The organism is Polaribacter pectinis (genome assembly GCF_014352875.1).
Taxonomy (GTDB): domain Bacteria; phylum Bacteroidota; class Bacteroidia; order Flavobacteriales; family Flavobacteriaceae; genus Polaribacter; species Polaribacter pectinis.
Genome location: NZ_CP060695.1, coordinates 910,689 through 932,819, shown reverse-complemented (window position 1 = coordinate 932,819; position 22,131 = coordinate 910,689). Strand labels below are relative to the sequence as shown.

General features: G+C 31.0%; 16 protein-coding genes and 1 tRNA gene. 12 read left to right on the top strand and 5 right to left on the bottom strand.

What is annotated here, in order from left to right:
- Positions 1–104 precede the first annotated feature (104 nt).
- Positions 105–3,407, top strand: coding sequence for a CotH family protein (locus tag H9W90_RS04425; protein ID WP_187483256.1), 3,303 nt, complete (start codon positions 105–107; stop codon positions 3,405–3,407).
- Between the two features lie 239 nt (positions 3,408–3,646).
- Here the strand turns inward: H9W90_RS04425 and H9W90_RS04420 are convergent.
- Positions 3,647–3,728: transfer RNA gene (locus tag H9W90_RS04420), tRNA-Tyr, on the bottom strand.
- A gap of 264 nt (positions 3,729–3,992) precedes the next feature.
- Here H9W90_RS04420 and H9W90_RS04415 point away from each other — a divergent pair.
- The 10 genes from H9W90_RS04415 (at position 3,993) to H9W90_RS04370 (ending at position 14,651) form a co-directional block, all read left to right on the top strand.
- Positions 3,993–6,257, top strand: a complete 2,265-nt coding sequence (locus H9W90_RS04415) for an acyl-CoA dehydrogenase family protein (protein ID WP_187483255.1) — start codon at positions 3,993–3,995, stop codon at positions 6,255–6,257.
- Between the two features lie 97 nt (positions 6,258–6,354).
- Entirely contained in the window at positions 6,355–8,679 is a 2,325-nt protein-coding gene (locus tag H9W90_RS04410; RefSeq protein WP_187483254.1) for a patatin-like phospholipase family protein, read from the top strand.
- 100 nt (positions 8,680–8,779) lie between these two features.
- The gene (locus H9W90_RS04405) at positions 8,780–9,391 is read left to right on the top strand and encodes a DEAD/DEAH box helicase (protein ID WP_187483253.1); all 612 of its coding nucleotides are present in this window, start codon (positions 8,780–8,782) and stop codon (positions 9,389–9,391) included.
- Between the two features lie 43 nt (positions 9,392–9,434).
- Positions 9,435–10,070, top strand: coding sequence for a thiamine phosphate synthase (locus tag H9W90_RS04400; protein WP_187483252.1), 636 nt, complete (start codon positions 9,435–9,437; stop codon positions 10,068–10,070).
- Between the two features lie 47 nt (positions 10,071–10,117).
- The gene (locus tag H9W90_RS04395; RefSeq protein WP_187483251.1) at positions 10,118–11,017 is read left to right on the top strand and encodes an EamA family transporter; all 900 of its coding nucleotides are present in this window, start codon (positions 10,118–10,120) and stop codon (positions 11,015–11,017) included.
- A gap of 152 nt (positions 11,018–11,169) precedes the next feature.
- Positions 11,170–11,742: a Crp/Fnr family transcriptional regulator gene (locus H9W90_RS04390; protein ID WP_187483250.1), complete on the top strand. Its 573-nt coding sequence runs from the start codon at positions 11,170–11,172 to the stop codon at positions 11,740–11,742.
- A gap of 76 nt (positions 11,743–11,818) precedes the next feature.
- A complete protein-coding gene (locus H9W90_RS04385; RefSeq protein ID WP_187483249.1) occupies positions 11,819–12,553 on the top strand; it encodes an acyl-CoA desaturase in 735 nt (244 codons plus the stop codon).
- Positions 12,554–12,705: 152 nt separating this feature from the next.
- Positions 12,706–13,290, top strand: coding sequence for a TetR/AcrR family transcriptional regulator (locus tag H9W90_RS04380; protein ID WP_187483248.1), 585 nt, complete (start codon positions 12,706–12,708; stop codon positions 13,288–13,290).
- Positions 13,291–13,302: 12 nt separating this feature from the next.
- Positions 13,303–13,935, top strand: a complete 633-nt coding sequence (locus tag H9W90_RS04375; protein WP_187483247.1) for an NAD(P)H-dependent oxidoreductase — start codon at positions 13,303–13,305, stop codon at positions 13,933–13,935.
- A gap of 35 nt (positions 13,936–13,970) precedes the next feature.
- Positions 13,971–14,651, top strand: a complete 681-nt coding sequence (locus H9W90_RS04370; protein ID WP_187483246.1) for a type 1 glutamine amidotransferase domain-containing protein — start codon at positions 13,971–13,973, stop codon at positions 14,649–14,651.
- A 71-nt stretch (positions 14,652–14,722) separates the two neighbouring features.
- Here the strand turns inward: H9W90_RS04370 and H9W90_RS04365 are convergent, their stop codons facing one another.
- The 3 genes from H9W90_RS04365 to H9W90_RS04355 form a co-directional block, all read right to left on the bottom strand.
- On the bottom strand, positions 14,723–16,036 hold the full coding sequence (locus tag H9W90_RS04365; RefSeq protein ID WP_088353481.1) for a DEAD/DEAH box helicase: 1,314 nt from the start codon (positions 16,034–16,036) through the stop codon (positions 14,723–14,725).
- Positions 16,037–16,242: 206 nt separating this feature from the next.
- Positions 16,243–18,738, bottom strand: coding sequence for an ABC transporter permease (locus H9W90_RS04360; RefSeq protein ID WP_187483924.1), 2,496 nt, complete (start codon positions 18,736–18,738; stop codon positions 16,243–16,245).
- A gap of 47 nt (positions 18,739–18,785) precedes the next feature.
- The gene (locus H9W90_RS04355; RefSeq protein WP_187483245.1) at positions 18,786–19,475 is read right to left on the bottom strand and encodes an ABC transporter ATP-binding protein; all 690 of its coding nucleotides are present in this window, start codon (positions 19,473–19,475) and stop codon (positions 18,786–18,788) included.
- Between the two features lie 29 nt (positions 19,476–19,504).
- Here H9W90_RS04355 and H9W90_RS04350 point away from each other — a divergent pair, with 29 nt between their 5' ends.
- On the top strand, positions 19,505–20,254 hold the full coding sequence (locus H9W90_RS04350) for an arylesterase (protein WP_187483923.1): 750 nt from the start codon (positions 19,505–19,507) through the stop codon (positions 20,252–20,254).
- A 225-nt stretch (positions 20,255–20,479) separates the two neighbouring features.
- Here H9W90_RS04350 and H9W90_RS04345 read toward each other — a convergent pair whose 3' ends face one another.
- On the bottom strand, positions 20,480–22,015 hold the full coding sequence (locus H9W90_RS04345; protein ID WP_187483244.1) for an SDR family NAD(P)-dependent oxidoreductase: 1,536 nt from the start codon (positions 22,013–22,015) through the stop codon (positions 20,480–20,482).
- Positions 22,016–22,131 lie beyond the last annotated feature (116 nt).

The window sequence follows — 22,131 nt, the reverse complement described above, 5'->3', positions numbered from 1 at the left end:
TGTATAGACGCATTATGCCATAATACAGCTTAAAACATTTAAGTTTGTAGAAATTAAAAAGAAACCTTCTATAAAAATTTTTATAGACTTTAAACAAAAGATATATGCATAAAAATAATAAAATTAGAAATAGTATACTGTTGTTTTTATGTACGTTTTTTATAGGTAATAGCGCTCATTTTATAGCACAAACCATAAGAATAAATGAAGTAGTTTCTTCTAATACTGTGCATGCAGATGAAGATGGAGATTATTCTGATTGGTTTGAAATTCATAATTATGGCAACCAAGAGGTTTCAATGAATGCTTGGTCTTTAACAGATGATGCAAACGACCTTACACAATGGACTTTACCAGACATTACATTAGCACCAAATGAGTATTTATTTTTATGGGCTTCATCTAAAAATCGTACTGAAATTAAGTTTCCTAGAACACTTATAAATCAAGGAGATACATTTAACTACCTAATTCCTACATCTGAACCTGACTCTAATTGGAAAAACTCAAATTTTGATGATGCAAATTGGTCTTCTGGTATTTCTGGATTTGGCTATAATGATGGAGATGATGCTACAATAATACCCAATGGTACCCAGGCTATCTATTTAAGGAAAAAGTTTGTCATTCATAATTTAGCTACGGTTTCTTCAATAATTTTAGATATAGATTATGACGATGCTTTTGTGGCCTATATAAATGGACATGAAGTTGCTAGGGCAAATATCAATGGTACACCACCTGCCTATAATTCTACTACAATTACAGACCATGAAGCACAAATGTATACAGGAGGAATTCCTGAAAGGTTTGTGATATCCGATTTTAATTCCTTTTTAACTGAAGGCGAAAATATTTTAAGTATCCAAGCACACAATATCAGTGCTAGTTCATCAGATTTTACAATAATCCCTTTCTTATCTGCCGTTTTTACAAGTCCCAATAATTTGGGAATTGAACCACCAACAATTTTAAATTTAACAAAGAGTCATTTTCATACAAACTTTAAAATATCATCAAGTTCAGAAACCCTAATACTAGCAAATGCTGCTGGTACTATTGTGAATCAAATAACAGCAGAGAACCTTCCTACAAATACATCCATTGGTATTTCTAAAACTTCAGGAGATATTGTAAGTTATATAGAAACAACACCAGGTTTAGAGAATTCTAGTCAAGAATTTTTAGGCAGTGTACAAAATGAAGTCACTTTTTCTCATGATAGTGGCGTTATAAATTCAGCTATTTCTTTAGTTTTATCTGGTACAACTTCCCAGCAAGTTATAAGATATACCATTAATGGAGATACACCCACAGAAAGTTCTGCAATGTATACCACTCCTATTCAAATAAATGCAACTACCACCGTTAAGGCACGCATCTTTTCAACAAATTATATACCATCTGCTGTATATACAAAGTCTTATGTTTATAACGGAACTGCTTTAACGTTTACAGACAGTAATTTACCCATTGTTATTATAGTTACAGACAATGGTGCAGAAATACCAGATGAACCAAAAATATTTGGTACCATGAAAATTATAAAAAGACCCGATGGCACTAGAAATTTTGTTAGTGATGCAGATAATGAAGAATATTTAGATTATTCTGGTACAATTGGCATAGAAATAAGAGGTTCTTCTTCACAAGCATTGCCAAAAAAACCTTACGGATTTACTACTTTAACAGAAGATCGTTCAGATAATGATAATGTAAAACTGCTAGGAATGCCAAAAGAAAACGATTGGATTTTAAATTCTTTTGCTTTTGATGATAGTATGATGCGTGATTATCTTAGTTATGAAATGGCAAGGCAAATGGGACAATATGCTGTAAACTTAAAATATTGTGAAGTCATTATTAATGGTGATTACAAAGGTTTGTATGCACTTTCAGAAAAAATAAAAATTGATGGTGATCGAGTAGATATTGTAAAGTTAGCAAATACAGATAATGCAAGCCCAGAAGTTACTGGAGGATATTTAATACAGACAGATAGACCTTCTGCAGAAGACCCAGAAGTTTGGTATAATAATGGTGCAGGGTATATTATTGAAAGACCAAAACCAGAAGATATCACTCAAAATCAATCTTCTTATATAGAAGCCGTTTTTAGAAATCTAGACCAAACTGCAAATAACTCGAATATAACAAGTGGTTACCCATCTGTTATTGATGTTACCACATTTGTAGATTATATGCTAATGGCAGAAATTGCCTCTAATGCAGATGCCTATGCGTTAAGTACTTATTATCATAAAGACAGAGGTGGTAAATTAAGAGCAGGCCCAATTTGGGATTACAATTTAACCTATGGTAATGATTTGCTAGGCTTTTTTACAGGTGCTTATTACGACCGAAGTTTAACCAATGTTTGGCAATTTCAATATAGCAATGTCGGTGCAAATTTTTGGAGAGATCTTTTCAACAATCCAGATTTTAAATGTTATTTGTCTAAACGATTTAATGATGTTACACAAACAGGAGAACCTTTAAATTATGACACTGTTTCTAATTTCATAGACAATACAGTTGCCTTAATTTCTGAAGCTGTGGTTCGTGAAAACGAAAGGTGGCAAACTATTGATAATTTTTCTGGAGAAATAACAAATATGAAATCTTGGTTACAAGAAAGAATTACTTGGATGAAAAATAACCTTGGTGCTTTTAATAATTGTACTAACGTACAAACACCTTCTTTGGTAATTACTAAAATTAGCTACAACCCTAAAGAAACAAGTGCTTTTCCAGAAAGTGATGATTTAGAGTTTATAGAAATTACAAACACAGGAAATACGAGCGTAAATCTTACTGGTATCTATTTAAGAGAATTGGGGGTTTCTTATCAATTTCCTATAAATGATGTTGTGGCTGCTGGAGCATCTATATTTTTAGCTGCAAATGAAACAACTTTTAAAGAAAAATATGGTGTAACTCCTTTTGGCACTTTTATTAGAGATTTATCTAATAAAAGTCATCATTTAATCTTATCAGATGCTTTTGGAAATACAATTGATCAAGTAAAATATGAAGATAAGGCACCTTGGCCAGAATCTGCAGATGGTGATGGTTTTTATTTAGAATTGATGGATGTAAATTCTGATAATTCTATAGCTAGCAATTGGACAGCAACTTCAGATGCAACTTTAAGTACAAATAGAATTAATAATGACATTAGTTTTAACATCTATCCAAACCCAACAAGAGAAAAACTGACGATTCAGTCGCAACAAATAATTCGAGAAATTACAGTTTTAAACCTACTTGGACAAAAAGTAAAAAAGTTTCAAGTCAATTTTAAGTTAGGTGAAATTAATATTAGTGATCTTAAGAAAGGAATGTATTTTTTAAATGTAAAGCTAATAGATGGTAACAATTCTTCCCTAAAAATTATAAAAAAATAAGTGTATAATTCATATCTATCTTTTTAAAATATTAAAGTTGCACAAATATTTTTGCCTTTCTTTTATTGCCGTTTATAAATAGCATAAAAAGTTTCATTTAAGGCACAAAGCAACATCACACAAGAGTTAGAATACCAAAGTGAGAAAATGTTTAGAATGTAAATGTGTTTTAATAAAATGCAGTAAACCCTATAAATAGATTGCTTAAGAACTCGCAATGACAAATAAATGGAAAATTGTGGGGAGAGCAGGATTCGAACCTGCGAAGACGTAGTCAACGGAGTTACAGTCCGTCCTCGTTGGCCGCTTGAGTATCTCCCCTTTCATTTACAATGTTAATGAACATAAAATAACAACGATTTTTAAGTAAAAAACTAGCTGTTATCTTAAAAAGGTTGCAAATATAAAAAGTTTTATAACATGTAATTGAAATATTATATTCTTTTTTTAGCTTTATTTTTATGGTAAAATCTGTAATACAGTTTTAAAGTAGAATAGCAATGTCAACTACTTAAAAATCAAATACTTTAAATTTCTCTTATTCATTATTCTTACTTTTTATACATTTTTTTGTAAATTCATTTTATGGAAACAAACAAATATACTGCTGGAGTTTTACAATACATTCCTTTCTTTTATGTGATTTGGTCAGATGATTTATTGTCATACTCAGAAGTTTCTGTTGTTAAAAAAGCAATAGAAGAAGATAAAACCCTAGAGAAAGAAGATTACACATACCTTTTAAAATACTTAGATAAAAAAACACCTCCACCTTATGCAGTATTAAAGCATTGGAAAAAAGTAATTTCCAATTCAGGCATTAAGTTAGTAGAAAGTGACATTTATCCTTTGGCTACTTTTAGTCAGAAAATGATTTGTCATCATTATGCAGCCTGTCCTTTTAATTCGCATTTAAAAGACATTGAAATCAATTTAGGAATACAGCCAAACCATTACAAACACTTATTTGAAATTGAAATTGTTAAAGAAGCGACTTCTAATTTTTACAATCCTGCTGAAATAGATACTATTTTAAAAGGAGACCAAGCCACTGTTATTGATGCCTTTAGAGCTTTTTTAAAAGACCCAAATTTTAAATGGGACATTAAAAGAGATAAAGAAGCATTCAGACTTCATGTGCTAAAACAAGTTCAGCTTTTGGCAAAAGAAGGTTATGGAGCCATGTCTTATGATACACCTTATGGAGGTACCAATAACATGGTAGGTTATGCAGCTATTTTTGAAAACATGATGTATGTAGATGGCAGTATGGCAATTAAATTTGGAGTCCAATTCGGACTTTTTGGAGGAAGTATTCAGAAATTAGGTACTAAAAAACATCATGACGCTTATTTATTAGAAACTGGTAAAACCAACATTTTAGGTTGCTTTGCCATGACAGAAACTGGTCATGGTTCTAATGTTAGAGGCGTTAAAACAACAGCCACCTACCATAAAGAAACAGACAGTATAATTATACACACACCAGGAGAAAACGACAATAAAGAATATATAGGAAATGCCTTGCATTCAACAATGGCTTCTGTTTTTGCACAGTTAATTGTTGATGGAAAAAACCATGGAGTGCATGCTATTTTAGTAAAAATACGTGATGAAAAGCACAATTTAATGCCAGGAGTTACTATTAAAGACAATGGATACAAATTAGGGTTGAATGGTGTAGATAATGGTAAAATCTGGTTTCATCAAGTTCGAGTTCCTAGAGAGAATTTATTAAATAAATATGGAGATATTTCATCAGACGGAACTTATCATTCAGAAATAGAAAACCCAAACAAACGTTTTTTTACGATGTTAGGTACTTTAGTGGGTGGTAGAATTTGTGTGGCAAGAGCTGGACTTGGAGGTGCAAAAAAATCATTGGCAATAGCTGTAAAACATGCACTTAAAAGAAGACAGTTTAACGACAGCATCAAAATACAAGAAGACTTATTAATGGATTATCCTAGTCACCAATTGCGTTTAACACCCGCAATTGCCAGCTGTTATGTGTATGATGTTGCGCTAACGCACATTATGAAAGAATATAGTGACCCTAAAATTATAGACAAGCGAAAAATAGAAACCCAAGTTGCAGGATTAAAATCGATGATTACCTGGTTTGCAAACGACACCATACAAGAATGTAGAGAAGCTTGTGGTGGAAAAGGATATTTGTTAGAAAACCAAATTGCAGATTTAAAAGGAGATGTAGATATTTTTACCACATTTGAAGGAGATAATCATGTGTTATTACAATTGGCAGCAAAAGGAGTCTTATCTGATTTTAAATCGGAATTTAACAGTGCTGGTTTTACAGCAGTTCTAAAATTATTAGGTGAAAGAATTGGAGATAAATTCAGTATAGTTAATGCTACCTATACAAATAATGTAGATAAAGATCATTTGTTCAGCTCTAAATTTCATAAGCACGCGTTCGATTATCGAACAAGAAGATTGACGTATACAGTTGCCATGCGAATTCGAGATTATGTAAAAAAAGGAGTTCCCTCTTACCAAGCATTTTTAAAAGTACAAACGCATTTATTAGCTTTAGGAAAAGCATATAGTGTGGAATTGGCTTATAATACTTATGTAGATTTTACAAACTCGATTGAAGATAAAAAAAACAGGTTGTTATTTAAAAAACTAGGAACTCTGTATGCATTGCATGAATTGAGAAAAGATGCTTCATGGTATTTAGAACAAGGGTATATTACTGGAACAAAATCGAAAGCTATGCGCCAGCGTGTAGAAAGGTTGTCTACGGAGTTAAGACCTCATATTGGAGTTTTAGTAGATGGTTTTGGAATTCCTGCACATTGTATGGAAGCTCCTATTGCAAATTAATATAAACTCATTTCATAAAACACGTTGAGAATTATTCTAATGCAGATTTAAGATTCTTTAAAACAATCATAAATATCATAATTCTCTATATTTGCACATGCTTAAACATTACATAATACTACTTACTTTTCTAATCTCCTTTTCTGCTTTCTTGGCGCAAGAAAAAAAACCAAAAATAGCATTGGTATTAAGTGGTGGTGGTGCAAAAGGAGTTGCACATATTCCATTATTACAAAAAATGGATTCCCTTGGTATTGTACCCGATTTAATTGTGGGGAATAGTATGGGAAGTATTGTTGGCGGTTTGTATGCCATGGGGTATTCTGGAAATGAAATAGCCGATTTGGCTAAAAATATAGATTGGAATAACTTAATAGGCGGAAGCCTTTCTTTAGATAATGTAAGTAACGAAGAAAAAAGTGAGTTCAATCAATATTTAATAAGCGCTTCAATTGTAAAAGGAAAAGTAAAGGTTAGTCCGTTTATTTTAAGCGACCAAAACTTAAGAAACTTTTTAACCTCTATTACCAACCCTGTATATAATATTTCAGATTTTGATAAACTTCCGATTCCTTTTCGTGCCATTGCAACAGATATTGTTGCCGGAAAAGAAGTAATTTTAGATAGTGGTTCTTTGGCTTTAGCCATGCGTTCTAGCATGTCTATACCAGGTATATTTTCTGCTGTACCATATAAAAACACCCTGTTGATTGATGGTGGTGTGCTTAATAATTTTCCTGTAGATGTTGCCAAAAGAATGGGGGCAGATTTTATTATTGGAAGTGATGTTGGTAATGGAATGTTGCCTAAAGAAAAATTAGATAATTTGCAATCTTTATTATTTCAATCGGGAATGATTGCCAGCAATATTAAAAACCCAGCAAATAGAAAATTGTGTGATATTTTATTGAGTCACGGAGCCAATATTACTCATGGCACTGGTGATTTTGGGCAAACAGCAAATATTTACGAACAAGGTAAAATTGCCTTAGCAAAACAGCTTTCTCATTTAGTTGAAATTTCTAAAGAATTAAAAAAATTCGAACAACGAACAAGAAACTTACCTAAAGAAAAAGATGTTATTACTATAGATACTATTGTTTACAAGGGTATTTCTAAAGATCATTTAAACCTTATAAAAGCCCGTACGAATCTTAAAAAAGGGGGAAAATATACCAAAATAGACATTGCCAAAGGTATTAATACAGCCATGGGAACAGCCTTATTTCAGCAAATTGCTTATGGTCTTAATGATAAAGATGGTAAAACGACGCTGTTTTTAAATACATCAGAAATTTCTACACACCAAATTAAAGGAGCTGTGCATTATAATAATGAATTGGGTGCAGGATTGATTTTAAATTATACCGGAAGAAATTTATTAGGGAAATCTTCTCGCTCATTGATTACCATAGATTTGGCAAAGAACCCTAAAATAAGATTGCAACACCAAAATATCTTTGGTAAAAATAAAAATTGGTGGATGCGCTCTGAATTGTATGCAAACAATTACAGTCAAGGTATATATACTGCTGGTTTTAGAACAGAAAATTATAAATATAGATTTCAGCAAGTAAAAAGTGAGCTAAACCGAAATTTAAGTTCTTTAAAAACCTATGTAGGCGCAGGAATTGAATATGAAAATACAACTTTAAAACCAGAAGTACCTATTGAGGTATCATCTGAAGAAGGTGCAGATATTAATAGATATCAATATCAGAATTATTTAGCCACTTTAAGGTTTCATTACAATACCATTAACAAGCAATATTTTGCTACCAAAGGAACTTCTGTAGCTGTAAATTATAAACGTTCTTTTCATAATACATTAAATATTGATGTTTTTTCGTTTGATAGTCCAGAGGATATTAAGTTAGATGGCTCTCTTGCCAACTATCATAAACTCTCTATTGCAGCCTCTAATAGATTTGCCATTTCACCAAAATCTACTCTAATTACAGGAATTACAAGCGGTTTTATTTTTGAAGATTCCGTAAAAGAAAATGAGCTTTCTTTTACCGATTATAAGGTTGGTCCTTCTTATTTTTTAGGTGGAAATGCCTCCATTGCAAGAGGTGGTAGTTTTATAGTGCCTGGTTTAAAAGATGGCGAAGTTTTAGCGAGTCAGTTTATAAAAGCTGATATTTCTTTACAATATGCAGTACAAAAGAAATTGTTTATAACACCGCATCTAGATTTAGTAGTTTTTGGAGATAATTCTTTTTCTAACTATCTGAAAAATTTTACCAAAACCAGTTCTAATTGGAACGATATAGAACAAACAGGCCTTATTATTTCTAGCGGACTTACGGCATCTTACAACTCTATTTTAGGGCCAATTAGTATAGACGCATCTTTTGTAAATGACATTAATCAAATGCGTTTTTTCGTTGGTGTAGGTTATAGTTTTGTGGGGTTTTAAATTATAGTTTAAAAGTAGTTACAGAAAAAATAAGTACATCAATTTAATTGTATCTTTGCGGTTGATTTTAAGTAAAACAATCCTTTTTTTTATTCTTAACATGCCTTTTAAAAAATTACATTCTCACATAAAAGAAGTACTAGAACAGCAAGAAATAACAACACCTACTCCATTTCAGAAAGCGAGTATTCCTACCATTAAAAGTGGTGCTAATGTTTTTTGTACAGCTGAAGAAAATAGTGGTAAAACAACTACTTTAATACTTACAACATTAAATAAATTGAAATGTGAAGAAGTTGGCACAGCACCAAGAGCCATTGTTTTAGTAGCCGATAATGACAAAGCGTTAGAATTATACGATCTTTTTATAACCTACACTAGACGTAGTTCTTTAAGAGTATATGTTGCCAATGAAAGAGAACATATTGATTTATTAAAGTCAGAAATTTTTGAAGGTGTAGATGTATTAATTTCCACGCCAAAAACGATGCACAAATTGATGTTATTAGAAGGTGTAAACACAACACAAGTCAAAATTTTGAGTATTGATGATGCAGAATTTTTGACTCAAAAAACGAATTCTGCAGATGTAATTTCTATAACGCAAAGCATTCATAAATGTCAGTTTGTAATGTATTGCGAGAAAATGAATCCGAATTTAAAACGTTTCGAAGACTATTTTATGCTTCATGCTAGAAAAGTTTCGGTTTAAATAGAAAAAAAATACGTTTTACATTGCTTACAGATAACAAATTATGATTCCTAAATTACATTATATTGCTGAAGGAAATTCTTCAGAAGAAATTATAGAAAACATACAAAAAGCTTGTAGTTCTGGTATTGAGCTTGTGAGATTGTCTTTAGAAAATGTATTTAAAAGTAAATCTTTAGCATTAGCAAAAAAAGCGAGAGAAATTACTTCTTATTTTCAAACAAGATTAATTATAGAAGATAATTATAAAATAGCGAAAGATGTAAAAGCAGATGGCGTTCATTTTACCAAATTAAATGCTGACTTTACAAAGGCGAGAATTCATTTATATAATTGGCAAATTATTGGCGCAACTGCAAATACTTTACAAGAAAGTGAAATTTTAGTTGATAATAATATTGATTATATCACTTTAAGTCCTTTTAGAAATTCAAAATTAGATCAAGATATTAAAACATTAGGTTTAAATGGATTTTCCTTAATTACTGAAGCTTTAAAAACGGAAACTCCTATTCTTGGTGAAGGAGAAATTACTGTTGAAGATATTCCTTCAATTTTAAAAACGGGAATTTCTGGCGTTGCAATTTCTGAAGCAATTTCTGCAAACTTCGATAGTATTAAAGAATTTCATCAGTTGTTAAAGGCTTCTTCTATTGATGAGAAACGTCATACTTTTTAGACTTCTTATAATTTAAAACTTCATAAAAAACTATCTTCTCGCGAATTATGTGGATGTATTTAGGCTTATTAGCCGCACTTTTTCTAGGATTACACAATTTATGTAAAAAACACGCTGTACAAGGAAACGAAGTTTTCCCTGTACTTTTAGGAACCTTGCTTTCTGGTTTTTTATTATTTATTCCTTTTTTTATTGGTTCTGTTTACAATCCAACATATTTTAAAGAAATTGGTTTTTATATAACTGATCTTCCTTGGCAAACACATGGTTTTATTTTTATAAAATCGATGATAATGGCTGCTTCTTGGATTTTAGCATATGCAGCTTTAAAACACTTACCACTAACAATTGTTACTCCAATTCGTTCTGCGGGTCCGTTTTTCACGTTTATTGGAGCTATTTTAATTTACAACGAACAACCAAACTCTTTTCAATGGATTGGTTTCTTCCTTATTATTTTTTCAGTTCTACTCTACTCTAGAATCGGGAAAAAAGAAGGAATTATTTTCAAGAAAAACAAATGGATATTCGCCATTATTGGAGCTACTTTTTTAGGAGCTTCCAGTGGTTTGTATGATAAATTTTTAATTCAGAATTTAACTTTGAATCCGCAAACATTACAATTCTGGTTTTGTTTTTATACTATTTTGATTTTACTGGTTATTCTTTCAATAACTTGGTTTCCTTATGCTGAAAAACGAAAAGCATTCAAATTTCGGTGGACAATTATTGCTGTTGGTATTTTATTACAAACTGCAGATTACTTCTATTTTAAAGCCTTACAAGATCCTGATGCGTTGATTATGCTATTGTCTGCAATTAAAAGAAGTCAGATTTTAATAGCAGTTGTTGTTGGTGGTTTAATTTTTAAAGAGAAGAACAAACGTAAAAAGTTGGTTCCTTTATTTGGAATTATGCTAGGTGTATTTTTGATTTTGTATTCATAATTGTCATTGCGAGTCAAGAAGCAATCTGATAATTAAATTTCTCATTTTATTAAAATTGACTTACTTCCCTCCTTAATTATTTTCTACAAAGTTTAAACTTATAACACTTAAGCTTCCTTATCTTTGGTTATCAATATCAAGACTACAATTAATTGGAACAAATAAAAGCCTATTTAAAACAAATTGCAGAAATCTCTAATGAGGATTGGGACTTTTTTAATTCCAAATTAGAAAGACGAATAATTCCTAAAAAAAATGTTTTTCTAAAACTACACGAATTAGAAAATCATATTTCCTTTATAGAAACTGGTGTTGTTCGTCTGTATATTCCTAAAGAAGATCCAGACAAAGAAATAACTTTTGGGTTTAGTTTTAAGAATCAATTTATTAGTGCTTATGATTCTTTTCTAACGCAACAACCTTCTGTTTATGAACTTCAAGCATTAACAGAAACTACACTTTTAAGTATTAATTATAACGATTTGCAAGAGGTTTACAACAAAACACAAATAGGAAATTTAATAGGAAGATTAACTGCAGAACGCCTTTTTCTACTAAAATCTAAAAGAGAACAATATTTACTAAATCTTACTGCAGAAGAACGTTATTTAAAGCTTTTTAAAGAACGACCAGAATTAATAAAGGTAATTCCATTAAAATACATTAGTTCTTACATTGGAGTTACAGCGCAAGCTTTAAGCAGAATCAGAAAACGATTATTATAATTTTTTACATTTCTTTTATTGATTTAGGTTCATTGTTTCAATGGAAATAGCAACCTAACTTTGCACAAAAAAATAGATGACAATAATCATTTTTGTTTTAGTGCTTTGGTATGGAGGTTTGTTTTTTCAATCTTTCTTTTTACACAGATATGCTGCTCACCAAGTTTTTACAATGTCTAAAACTATGGAGCGAACTACATTTATATTAACATGGATTTTTCAAGGAGCAAGTTATTTAAGTGCTTATGGGTATGGAATTATGCACAGAATGCATCATGCCTATACAGACACAGAAAAAGACCCTCACTCGCCTTCTCATGATGACAATTTATTTGCTATGATGTGGAAAACAAAAACCATTTATCAAGATATTAATGAACAAAAAATAGCTGTAGATGCACGTTTTACTAAAAATGTTCCTCAATGGAAAAGTTTTGATGCTTTTGCAAGTTCTCGTTTTTCAAGAATTCTTTGGATTACTTTTTACATCTTATTCTTTGTGGCTTTTGCAACTTCTTGGTGGCAATGGTTATTATTACCAATCACTTTTTTAATGGCGCCAATTCATGGTGTAATTATCAATTGGTTTGGTCATATTTATGGTTATGTTAACTTCAAAATGAAAAATACAAGTAAAAACCTTTTCCATTTCGATTTTTTAATGATGGGTGAAGGTTATCATAACAATCATCATAAATATGCAAGTAGTCCAAATTTTGGGGTAAAATGGCATGAAATTGATATGACTTATGTAATCATGAAATTGTTAAATTTCTTTGGGATTATTAAGTTAAAAGCAATTTCAAAGTAGGTGTAACTTCTCATCTAATTTTTATTTTAAAACTTATTCCTAAATTAAAAAATAGGTTTTCTTTCTCCAGATATTTCAAGTAGCTAAAAATTTGTTAAAAAAAGAATGAACATTCATTTTTAACTTACCTTTGTACTAGAAATAAGATTAAAATGGCAAAACTTCAAAAAAGTATCGATAAAAAAAATGCATTAGTATATGCAACTATAGAGTTGGTAAATAATAATGGGTTTCATGCTACACCAATGAGTAAGATTGCTAAAATGGCTAATGTTTCGCCTGCAACAATCTATTTATATTTTGAAAATAAACAAGATTTAGTAAATCAGACTTATATAGAAGTTAAAGCCGCATACACAAAATTTGTGTTTGATACCTATGATGAAAACATGCCAATTGAAGAAGGCTTTAAAATGATATGGAAACGCATTGCAGATTATAAATTTAATGATTGTAAGAACGCCATGTTTTTGGCACAATGTGATAATACCCCAATGATTGACGAAGTAAGCAGACAAGAAGGCATTAAACATTTACAGCCATTATTAGATCTTTGGGAACGTGGAAAAAAAGAAGGAATTATTAAACCTATTTCTAACTACATCCTTTATGCATACGCTATTAACCCATTATCATTTTTAATGATATCACAAAAACGTGGAGCAATACAAATAGAAAATAAAGAATTAGAAGAAGCATATATAGCTGCTTGGAATAGTATTAAAGTGAATAAATAAAAATAAAACAATATGGAATTATTAGATAAATTAAATTGGAGATACGCTGCAAAAGCCATGAATGGTAAAAAAGTAGCAGAAGATAAAATTGAACGCATATTAGAAGCTGCACGTTTGGCGCCAACTTCAAGTGGTTTACAACCTTTTGAAATTTTTGTTATAAAGAATCAAGAAATTAAAGAAAAAATTAAACCAGTAGCTTGGAATCAATCTGTAATTACAGACTGTTCTCACCTTTTAGTGTTTGCTGCTTGGGATAATTATACAGAAGATCGAATTAATTATATGTTCGATTTAACAAATGAAATTCGTGGTTTTAAAAACGAAGGTTGGGAAAACTATCGTCAAATGTTATTAAACGCTTATCCACAGAAAGATGCAGAAGAAAACTTTAATCATGCTGCAAAACAAGCATATATCGCTTTTTCTCACGCAATTATTGCGGCAGCTTACGAAGGTGTAGATGCAACTCCATTAGAAGGTTTTGATCCAGTTGCTGTTGATGAAATTTTAGGATTACGTGAAAAAGGATTAAGAAGTGCTGTTCTTTTACCAATAGGTTATAGAAAAGAAGACGAAGATTGGTTGGTTAATTTAGTAAAAGTTAGAAAACCTATGGAAGATCTAGTAACTGAAATACAATAAGTAAAAAAATTACAATAAATTAAAAAAAAATAAACATGAAAATATTATTCGTTTTAACATCACATGATACATTAGGAGATACTGGAAAAAAAACAGGATTTTGGATTGAAGAATTCGCAGCTCCTTATTATACATTATTAGATAAAGGTGTAGAAATTACTTTAGCGACTCCAAAAGGTGGAAAAGCACCAGTTGACCCAAGTAGCGATACTGAAGACACTGCTACAGAAGACACAAAACGTTTTAAAAGTGATACAAAAGCACAAGAATTAATTAACAATACCAACAAAATTGCAGATATGAATCCTGCAGATTTTGATGCTGTTTTTTATCCTGGTGGTCATGGTCCTTTATGGGATTTAGCAAATGACGAACATTCAATTACCTTAATTGAAACTTTTAATAAATTAGAAAAACCAATTTCTTTTGTTTGTCATGCTCCTGCTGCTTTAAAATCAGTAAAAGGAAAAGATGGAGAACCAATTGTAAAAGGAAAAAAAGTAACTGGTTTTACAAATTCTGAAGAAAAAGGTGTTGATTTGGTAGATGTTGTTCCATTTTTAGTGGAAGATATGCTAAAAGCAAATGGAGGAAATTATTCTAAAGGTGATGATTGGACTGAACATGTTGTAACTGACGAACTTTTAATTACTGGTCAAAATCCTGCTTCTTCTAAATTAGTTGCAGAAACATTATTAAATGTCTTAAATAAATAAGATTTTTATTTATAAATTTGAAAAGCCTGTAAGAAATTACAGGCTTTTTTTATAATAATATTTTGTAAAGTTTAAACAGTATACATTCTAACTTTCTTCTTTTTTAAACGAGAATTGTTCAATTTTTCAACCAAACCTTCAGCTAAAGTCAAAGGAACTGCCACAAAAGCACAATCTTGCTTTAAATCGATGTCTCCTAATTGATCTCTTGTTAATTTCCCTTGTTTAATGAATAAACCTGCAATATCTCCTTTAGAAATTTTATCTTTTCTTCCACCAGAAATAAAGACAGTTTCCCAATAAGGCGCTTTTCTTTCTGCTTGTTTCGAAATATCTACAACATCAGCATCTTTTATAAATTCTGGTAAAAGTTGATCTTTCCACTTAATAACATACGCAGTTCCTTCTGCAGAAACTCTTGCTGTACGTCCGTTTCTGTGTGTAAACTCCTCTAAAGCTTGTGGTAATTCATAATGAATAATGTAATTCATTTCTGGAACATCAATTCCTCTTGCAGCCAAATCTGTCGCAATTAAAATTTGGTTGGTTCCATTACTGAATTTTATCAAAGAACGTTCTCTGTCTTTTTGTTCCATTCCACCACTAAAACAACCATGTCTAATGTTTTTACTTTCTAAAAAAGTACTCACATTATTTATGCTATCTTTTAAATTACAAAAGATAATTCCTTGCTGATTTCCTAAATGATTCAACAAGTGTAACAGTGTATTTAGTTTATTTTTAGCAGGAGAAATAACGGTTTTAATTTCTAATTTAGAAACCTTTTTTCCTTTTAAATAATTAATAGTTCTTGGTTCTTCCAAACCAACAAAATCTGGAATCGTAACTCCTTGTGTAGCAGAAGTTAAAATACGTTTACTTAAAGCAGGTAAATCTCTAATAATTTGTCTCATTTCATACTCAAAACCGACTTCTAAAGACTTATCAAACTCATCTAAAACCAACGTTTTAATACTATCTCTTGAAAAACGTTCGTTCGCAAAATGATCGGAAATTCTACCTGGAGTTCCAATTAAAATGGCAGGTACATGTTTCAGTTCTATTTTATCTTTAGACATTGGTCTTCCACCATAAACAGCATTTACTTTGTAACCAGAACCCATTCCACGAACAACTTGTTCAATTTGGATGGCTAATTCTCTTGAAGGCACTAAAATAAGCACTTGAATATCCGGGTTTTCAGGATCTAAATTTTTGATAACTGGTAATAAAAAAGCCAATGTTTTTCCTGTTCCTGTTGGGGAAAGCAAAATGGTATTATCTGTCTTTTGAATAACAGCAGTCGCCTCTATTTGCATAGGATTCAACTCTTTAATATTCAATTTATCTAAAATATCTTGTTGGTCTTTTTTATTATTTGCCATTTTATGTTTTTTATGGTCCTAAAATTACTTCAGAAATTAGTAAGAATTCATCAATTTCTATAGCTCTTGTAAGTTTTGCAAATCTAACGCTATTTATTCACTAATTGAAGAAACTAATTAAGCAACATACTAAAGACTTTAAAAAGAAAGTAAAACTAATTTCAATGAAAAATACAACTGCAAACTGCCAACTGAAGACTGAAACTCTAACTTTCTCTTCGTAAAACTTCCAAAGGAGAACTCTTTAAAACCGATTGAATATTACTCAAACCAATTAATAAAACCAACAATGTAATTCCTGGTAAAAACACCACAAAAGGAATTATAGATGGAAAAAAGGGCTCTTTAAAGACGAAAATAGCTAAAGCAAAACTACTTATCAATGCTAAAAGGATTCCTACTAAACTTCCCAATAAACCTAAAAAAACATATTCGAAAGCTGTAATTTGTAGTATTTGTTTATTTTTTGCGCCCAATGTTCGCAATAACACACTTTCTTTAATTCGTTGGTATTTACTGGTTCTCACAGAACCAATTAAAACAATAATCCCTGTAAGAATACTAAAAAATGCCATAAAATTGATAATCCAAGAAACTTTATCTAAAATATCTTCTACGACTGTAAATATTTGTCTTAAATCGATTACAGTAACATTTGGGAATTTAGCCACTAAATCTCGTTGAAATAAAGCAGATGTTTTTTCATCTGGCACTTTTGTTGAAAAAACACTAAACTGTGGTGCATCTTCTAAAACTCCAGCAGGAAAAAGAATCATAAAATTTGGCTCAATTTGAGACCAATCTACTTTACGAATGCTACCAATAGTCGTTTTCATTAAAACACCTTGAATATTAAAGACAACTTCATCTCCAACTGAAACATTTGCGTCTTTAGACAATCTTTTATCAATAGAAATCTTTACTTCATCTCCTTCATTTATAGTTGGAATCCACTCACCTTCTATAATTTCTTCGGAAGTTGTTAAAAAATCTCGATAAGTTGTTCTAAACTCACGATTTAAAATCCAACGTCGTATTTTTCGAGTACTATCTTTACGAATATCATTTACCAACCTTCCTTTAATACTATGTATTCGCATCGTAACTAACGGAATATTCGATAAAACAGGCAAATCTTTACTAGTTATATTTTCTGTTAATTGTGTTCGCTGACTACTTTGAACATCTAAAATGATATTATTAGCATCTTTAGAACTCTGTTCTATAGTTGTTTTTGATAGTAAAATATCTTTGGTAAAATATAAAGTGCTTATTAAAAAAGTTCCCAAACCAATGGCAACTACCAAAACCACGGTTTGGTTGTTAGGTCTAAATAAATTCAATAAACTTTGGCGCGCTGTAAAATTCCAATTCTTTGGAAAAAATCGTTTGATTAATTTTATAAATCCCAAGGCTACACTTGCTAATAATAGAAATGTAATTAACGTCGCAATTACAAATGCAAAAGCATATAATGCACTCTTTATCAAACAAAAAGAGAATAAAAAAAGGAATAATAAAATAATTCCAAATACAATAAAACGTATTTTTTTGGGTTCTTGTGATGCTTTTTCATCAACTCTTAAAACATCTAAAGGAGAAACATACCAAGTTCGAAGTAAAGGCAATAATGCAAATAAAATCGACATAAATAATCCTAATAAAATACCGATTAAAATGGGTTGAAAAGAAATACTAATTTCTAAAGTAAATGGTAAAAACTCATTCAGTAAATAAGGGAATAAAAGTTGCAATAAAACACCAATTAACGATCCTATAAAACCTCCAATAATTCCAATTCCTGCAATTTGAAACAAAAAAATCAAGAAACTTTGCAATCTTGATGCGCCCATACATTTTAAAACTGCAATGGCTTTTAATTTTTCTTTGATATAAATATGTACAGAACTTGCAATACCAATGCAACCTAATAATAAGGCAATAAAAGCGGCTAAATTCAAGAATTTACCAACAGTATCATAACGTCTTCCTAAACGTTCTGTGGTACTTGTGTGTGTATCTAAATCTGCATTTTCTGAATCTAATACTTTACCTATTTTGTTTTCTAATCGTGTTAAATTCAATGTATCAGAAACTTTGTAGAAATATTGATATTCTTTTCTACTTCCAAATTGTAATAATTTTGTAGCGTCAATAAAACGATAAGGAATAATTACTGTGGGGGCAATAGAACTCGAAATGGCAGAACTTCCTGGAATGGATTTTAAGGCGCCAGCAATCGGAATTTTTACTTCACCAACTTTTATAGAATCGCCAACTTGTGCATTAAATTGAAGTAATAAAGTAGCATCAACTAAAGCTCCTCCATCTTTTTGATATTCTGATGAAGCATTTTCTGGAGCGGTTTTTATTTCTCCATAAAAAGGAAAATCACCTTCCAAACCACGAACTTTTACCAATTTTGTGTTTCCACTTTTTAGAAATACAATCATCGACACAAAATTGACTTCAGATGCATTTGGTTTTAAAGAATCTATAATTGCTTTTGCACGTTCTGTAGGTTCTTGTCTGGAATCGATAATAAAATCTGCACCCATTAACGTTTTAGACTGACTTTTAATATTGTCCTTTAAATTGGTGCTAAATAATTGAATGGAAACTACAGCCGAAATTCCTAAAATAATAGACGCCATAAATAATAACAAGCGTACTTTACTGGCTTTGGCATCTCTCCAAGCCATTTTTAAAAGCCAAGAAATTTGTAAATTTTTGTTGGTTAAATCGTTTTTCACAATGTAGCTGTCAATTCGTTCGATATTATTTTCCCTCCTTTTAATCGTAATATTTGTTGTGTACGATTTGCCAATTCTAAATCGTGAGAAATAATTACCAAAGTTGTTCCGTTTTCTTTGTTCAAATCAAACAGTAATTTAATTACTTTTTCTCCAGTTTCTTCGTCTAAATTCCCTGTGGGTTCATCAGCAAATAAAATAGATGGCGAGTTCGAAAAAGCCCTTGCCAAAGCAACTCTTTGTTGTTCTCCACCAGAAAGTTGAGACGGATAATGATTCACACGATCTCCCAAACCAACTTTTTCTAACAAGATTCTACTTTTTGCAGTAGCATCTTTTGCACCTTGTAATTCCAAGGGAACACTCACATTTTCTAATGCCGTAAGTGTTGGTAATAATTGAAAATTTTGAAAAATAAAACCGACTTCCTTATTTCTTAATTGCGCACGTTCGTCTTCATTTAAACTACTTAAATTTTGCCCACATAATTCTACATTTCCTGCATTTGGCTGATCTAAACCTGCACAAATACCCAATAAAGTAGTTTTTCCACTTCCAGAAGGCCCAACAATCGAGAAAGTTTGCCCTGCTTCTACTTCAAAAGAAATATCTCGTAAAACCGTTAATTCTTTGTTACCACTGGTATATGTTTTTTCTAAACCAGTTATCTTTAATATCTTTGACATCTAAATAATTATAATTTATGAAGCGACTAATGTTCAAGGTTAAAAATAAGGAAATTCAAGCATCTAAACCAATATTTAGTTCTTCTAAACTCATAAAGTTATGTTATTTTATAATTGCATTCTTGCTGATTTCTTGTGGAAATGAGAAAGAAAAAAAGTCAACCGAAAATAATACTTCAACAAAAGAAGTAACAAACACTAAAACTGAAGAAAAATCAGCCACAAACAAAACGATTCTTTGTTTTGGAGATAGTATTACTGCTGGTTATGGTTTGAACGATACAAATGATGCTTTTCCAGCAATTTTACAGCAAAAAATAGATTCTATAGGACTGAATTATACTGTTTTAAACTCTGGCGTAAGTGGAGAAACAACTGCTGGTGGAAAAAGTAGAATTGATTGGGTAATAAAAAATAAACCTGAAATATTTCTTTTAGAATTAGGAGCAAATGATGGATTAAGAGGCGTACAATTAACTGAAACAAAATCTAATTTACAAGCTATTATTGATGTTGTGAAGAAAAAAAGCCCGAAAACCAAAATCATTTTAGCAGGCATGCAGTTACCACCAAATATGGGCTTGGACTACACAACCGAATTCAAACAATTATTTATTGATGTTGCCAAAGAAAACAAAATCGCTTTTATTCCTTTTATTTTAAAAGATGTTGGTGGCATTGCTTCTTTAAATCAGAATGATGGAATTCACCCAAATGTAAAAGGACATAAAATTATGGCAAATACAGTTTGGGAGGTTTTAGCTTCTATAATTAAGTAGTTATTTCACAGAGATTCACAGAGTTTTTTCACAGAGAAAAAACCACGAATTTCACAGATTACACAGATGTTTACTGATAATATTTTTAATAAAATAGATAACCAAATTATTTTTTTCTTTTGGAAAATTAAGAAAAAGAGAGTGTTTCACAAATATTTACGGACATATTGCTCCATAAAATAAGAACATAAGAGTGTTTTCCCCTTTGGGGAATTAAAGGGGCTTTTACCAATCAATAGGGAAATAGTCTTTCAAAAACTTTCCTGACCAATGTTTTCCAGTATTAATTCCATCAATTAACGGATCCATTACTCTTGCTGCTCCATCAACAATATCTAAAGGAGGTTGAAAATCATGCACTTCTTCTTTCTTTTTAGACAATTCAGCAGGATCTTCATCTGTAACCCAACCTGTATCTACAGCATTCATGTAAATTCCCTTCTTTGCAAAAGTTGCTGAAGAAGTATGCGTTAACATATTTAAAGCCGCTTTTGCCATATTTGTATGTGGATGTCTGTCTACTTTTTTAAATCTATGAAACTTCCCTTCCATCGCAGAAACGTTAATAATATGTTTCTTTCCTGTGTTTTCTTTCATCATTAAATTAGACAAACGATTACACAAAACAAAAGGTGCAACTGCGTTTACTAACTGAACTTCTACCATTTCTGTGGTTTCGATTTCGCCCAAACGCAAACGCCAACTATTGGTTTTTCTTAAATCTACTTGTTGTAAATCTGCATCTAATTTTCCTTCAGGAAAAACTTCTGCTGTTTGTAAAGAATTGTCGAAACTATAAGGAATTTGAGACAATTCAGCTGAATTTCTTAAGCCTATTCCTGGTTCTGGTCCATGCCAAGTTACTGGCAACACATTATTTTTAGCTGTTTTTGTTGATGAAATACTTAAATCTGATATTTCTTTCAAACATTCAGCATGATTTTCTAATAAAGTCTGTGCTAATATTGGAAGTTGATCAATTGGTTTCTTTTCATTTTCCATCATATGAGCGTAAAAACCTGATGGTCTTCTTACAGTTTGTGCTGCATTGTTGATGAGAATATCTAATCTATCGTATTTCTGTTCTATATAATTACAGAAAATTTCCACACTTGGAATGTGTCTTAAATCCAAACCATGAATGTGTAAACGATCTTTCCAATCTTTATAATCTTCTTCTTTTGCAAAACGAATGGCAGAATCTGCAGGAAAACGAGTCGTAGCAATTACAGTTGCTCCAGAACGTAAAGCCATTAAAGTAATATGATAGCCAATTTTTAAACGAGAACCTGTAATTACAGCAACCTGTCCTGTTAAATCTGTCGTTTGAAAACGTTTGGCATAATTCAAATCGCCACAATCTGTACACATGGTATCATAAAAATGATGCAATTTTGTAAAAACTGCTTTACAAACGTAGCAATTTCTTGGAGATTCTAATTCTGGTGTGTCTTCTGGAATTGCAGCTGCACCTAATAATTTTGGTGCCACAAACAAGGCTGCTTCTCTTGCAGAACGAATTCCGGTTGATTTTCTTGCATGTTTATCGCTTTCAATTTGCTTTCGTTTTGCCGCTTTTTTAGCATCTTTTCTTCTTCGCTGAAATTCATCTCTATTTGGACGAGATAATTCGCCAGCAACTTTAAAAAGTGCGACTCTTTGTGCTTCTGGAATCTCAAAAAGCTGATTTGTATCCGCCAATAAATCTTGTATTGTTTTTATACAAGCATCTATTTCTGGATTATTTTTTTGTTCGCTCATATAATTTAAGCTATAATTTTATATTTAAAAATGTTCTCGATACAATTCCACAAAAAAGTGGAATCACTCGAACTAACATTCGGTAAACTACTTTCCTCACTATTATACTTATCTAT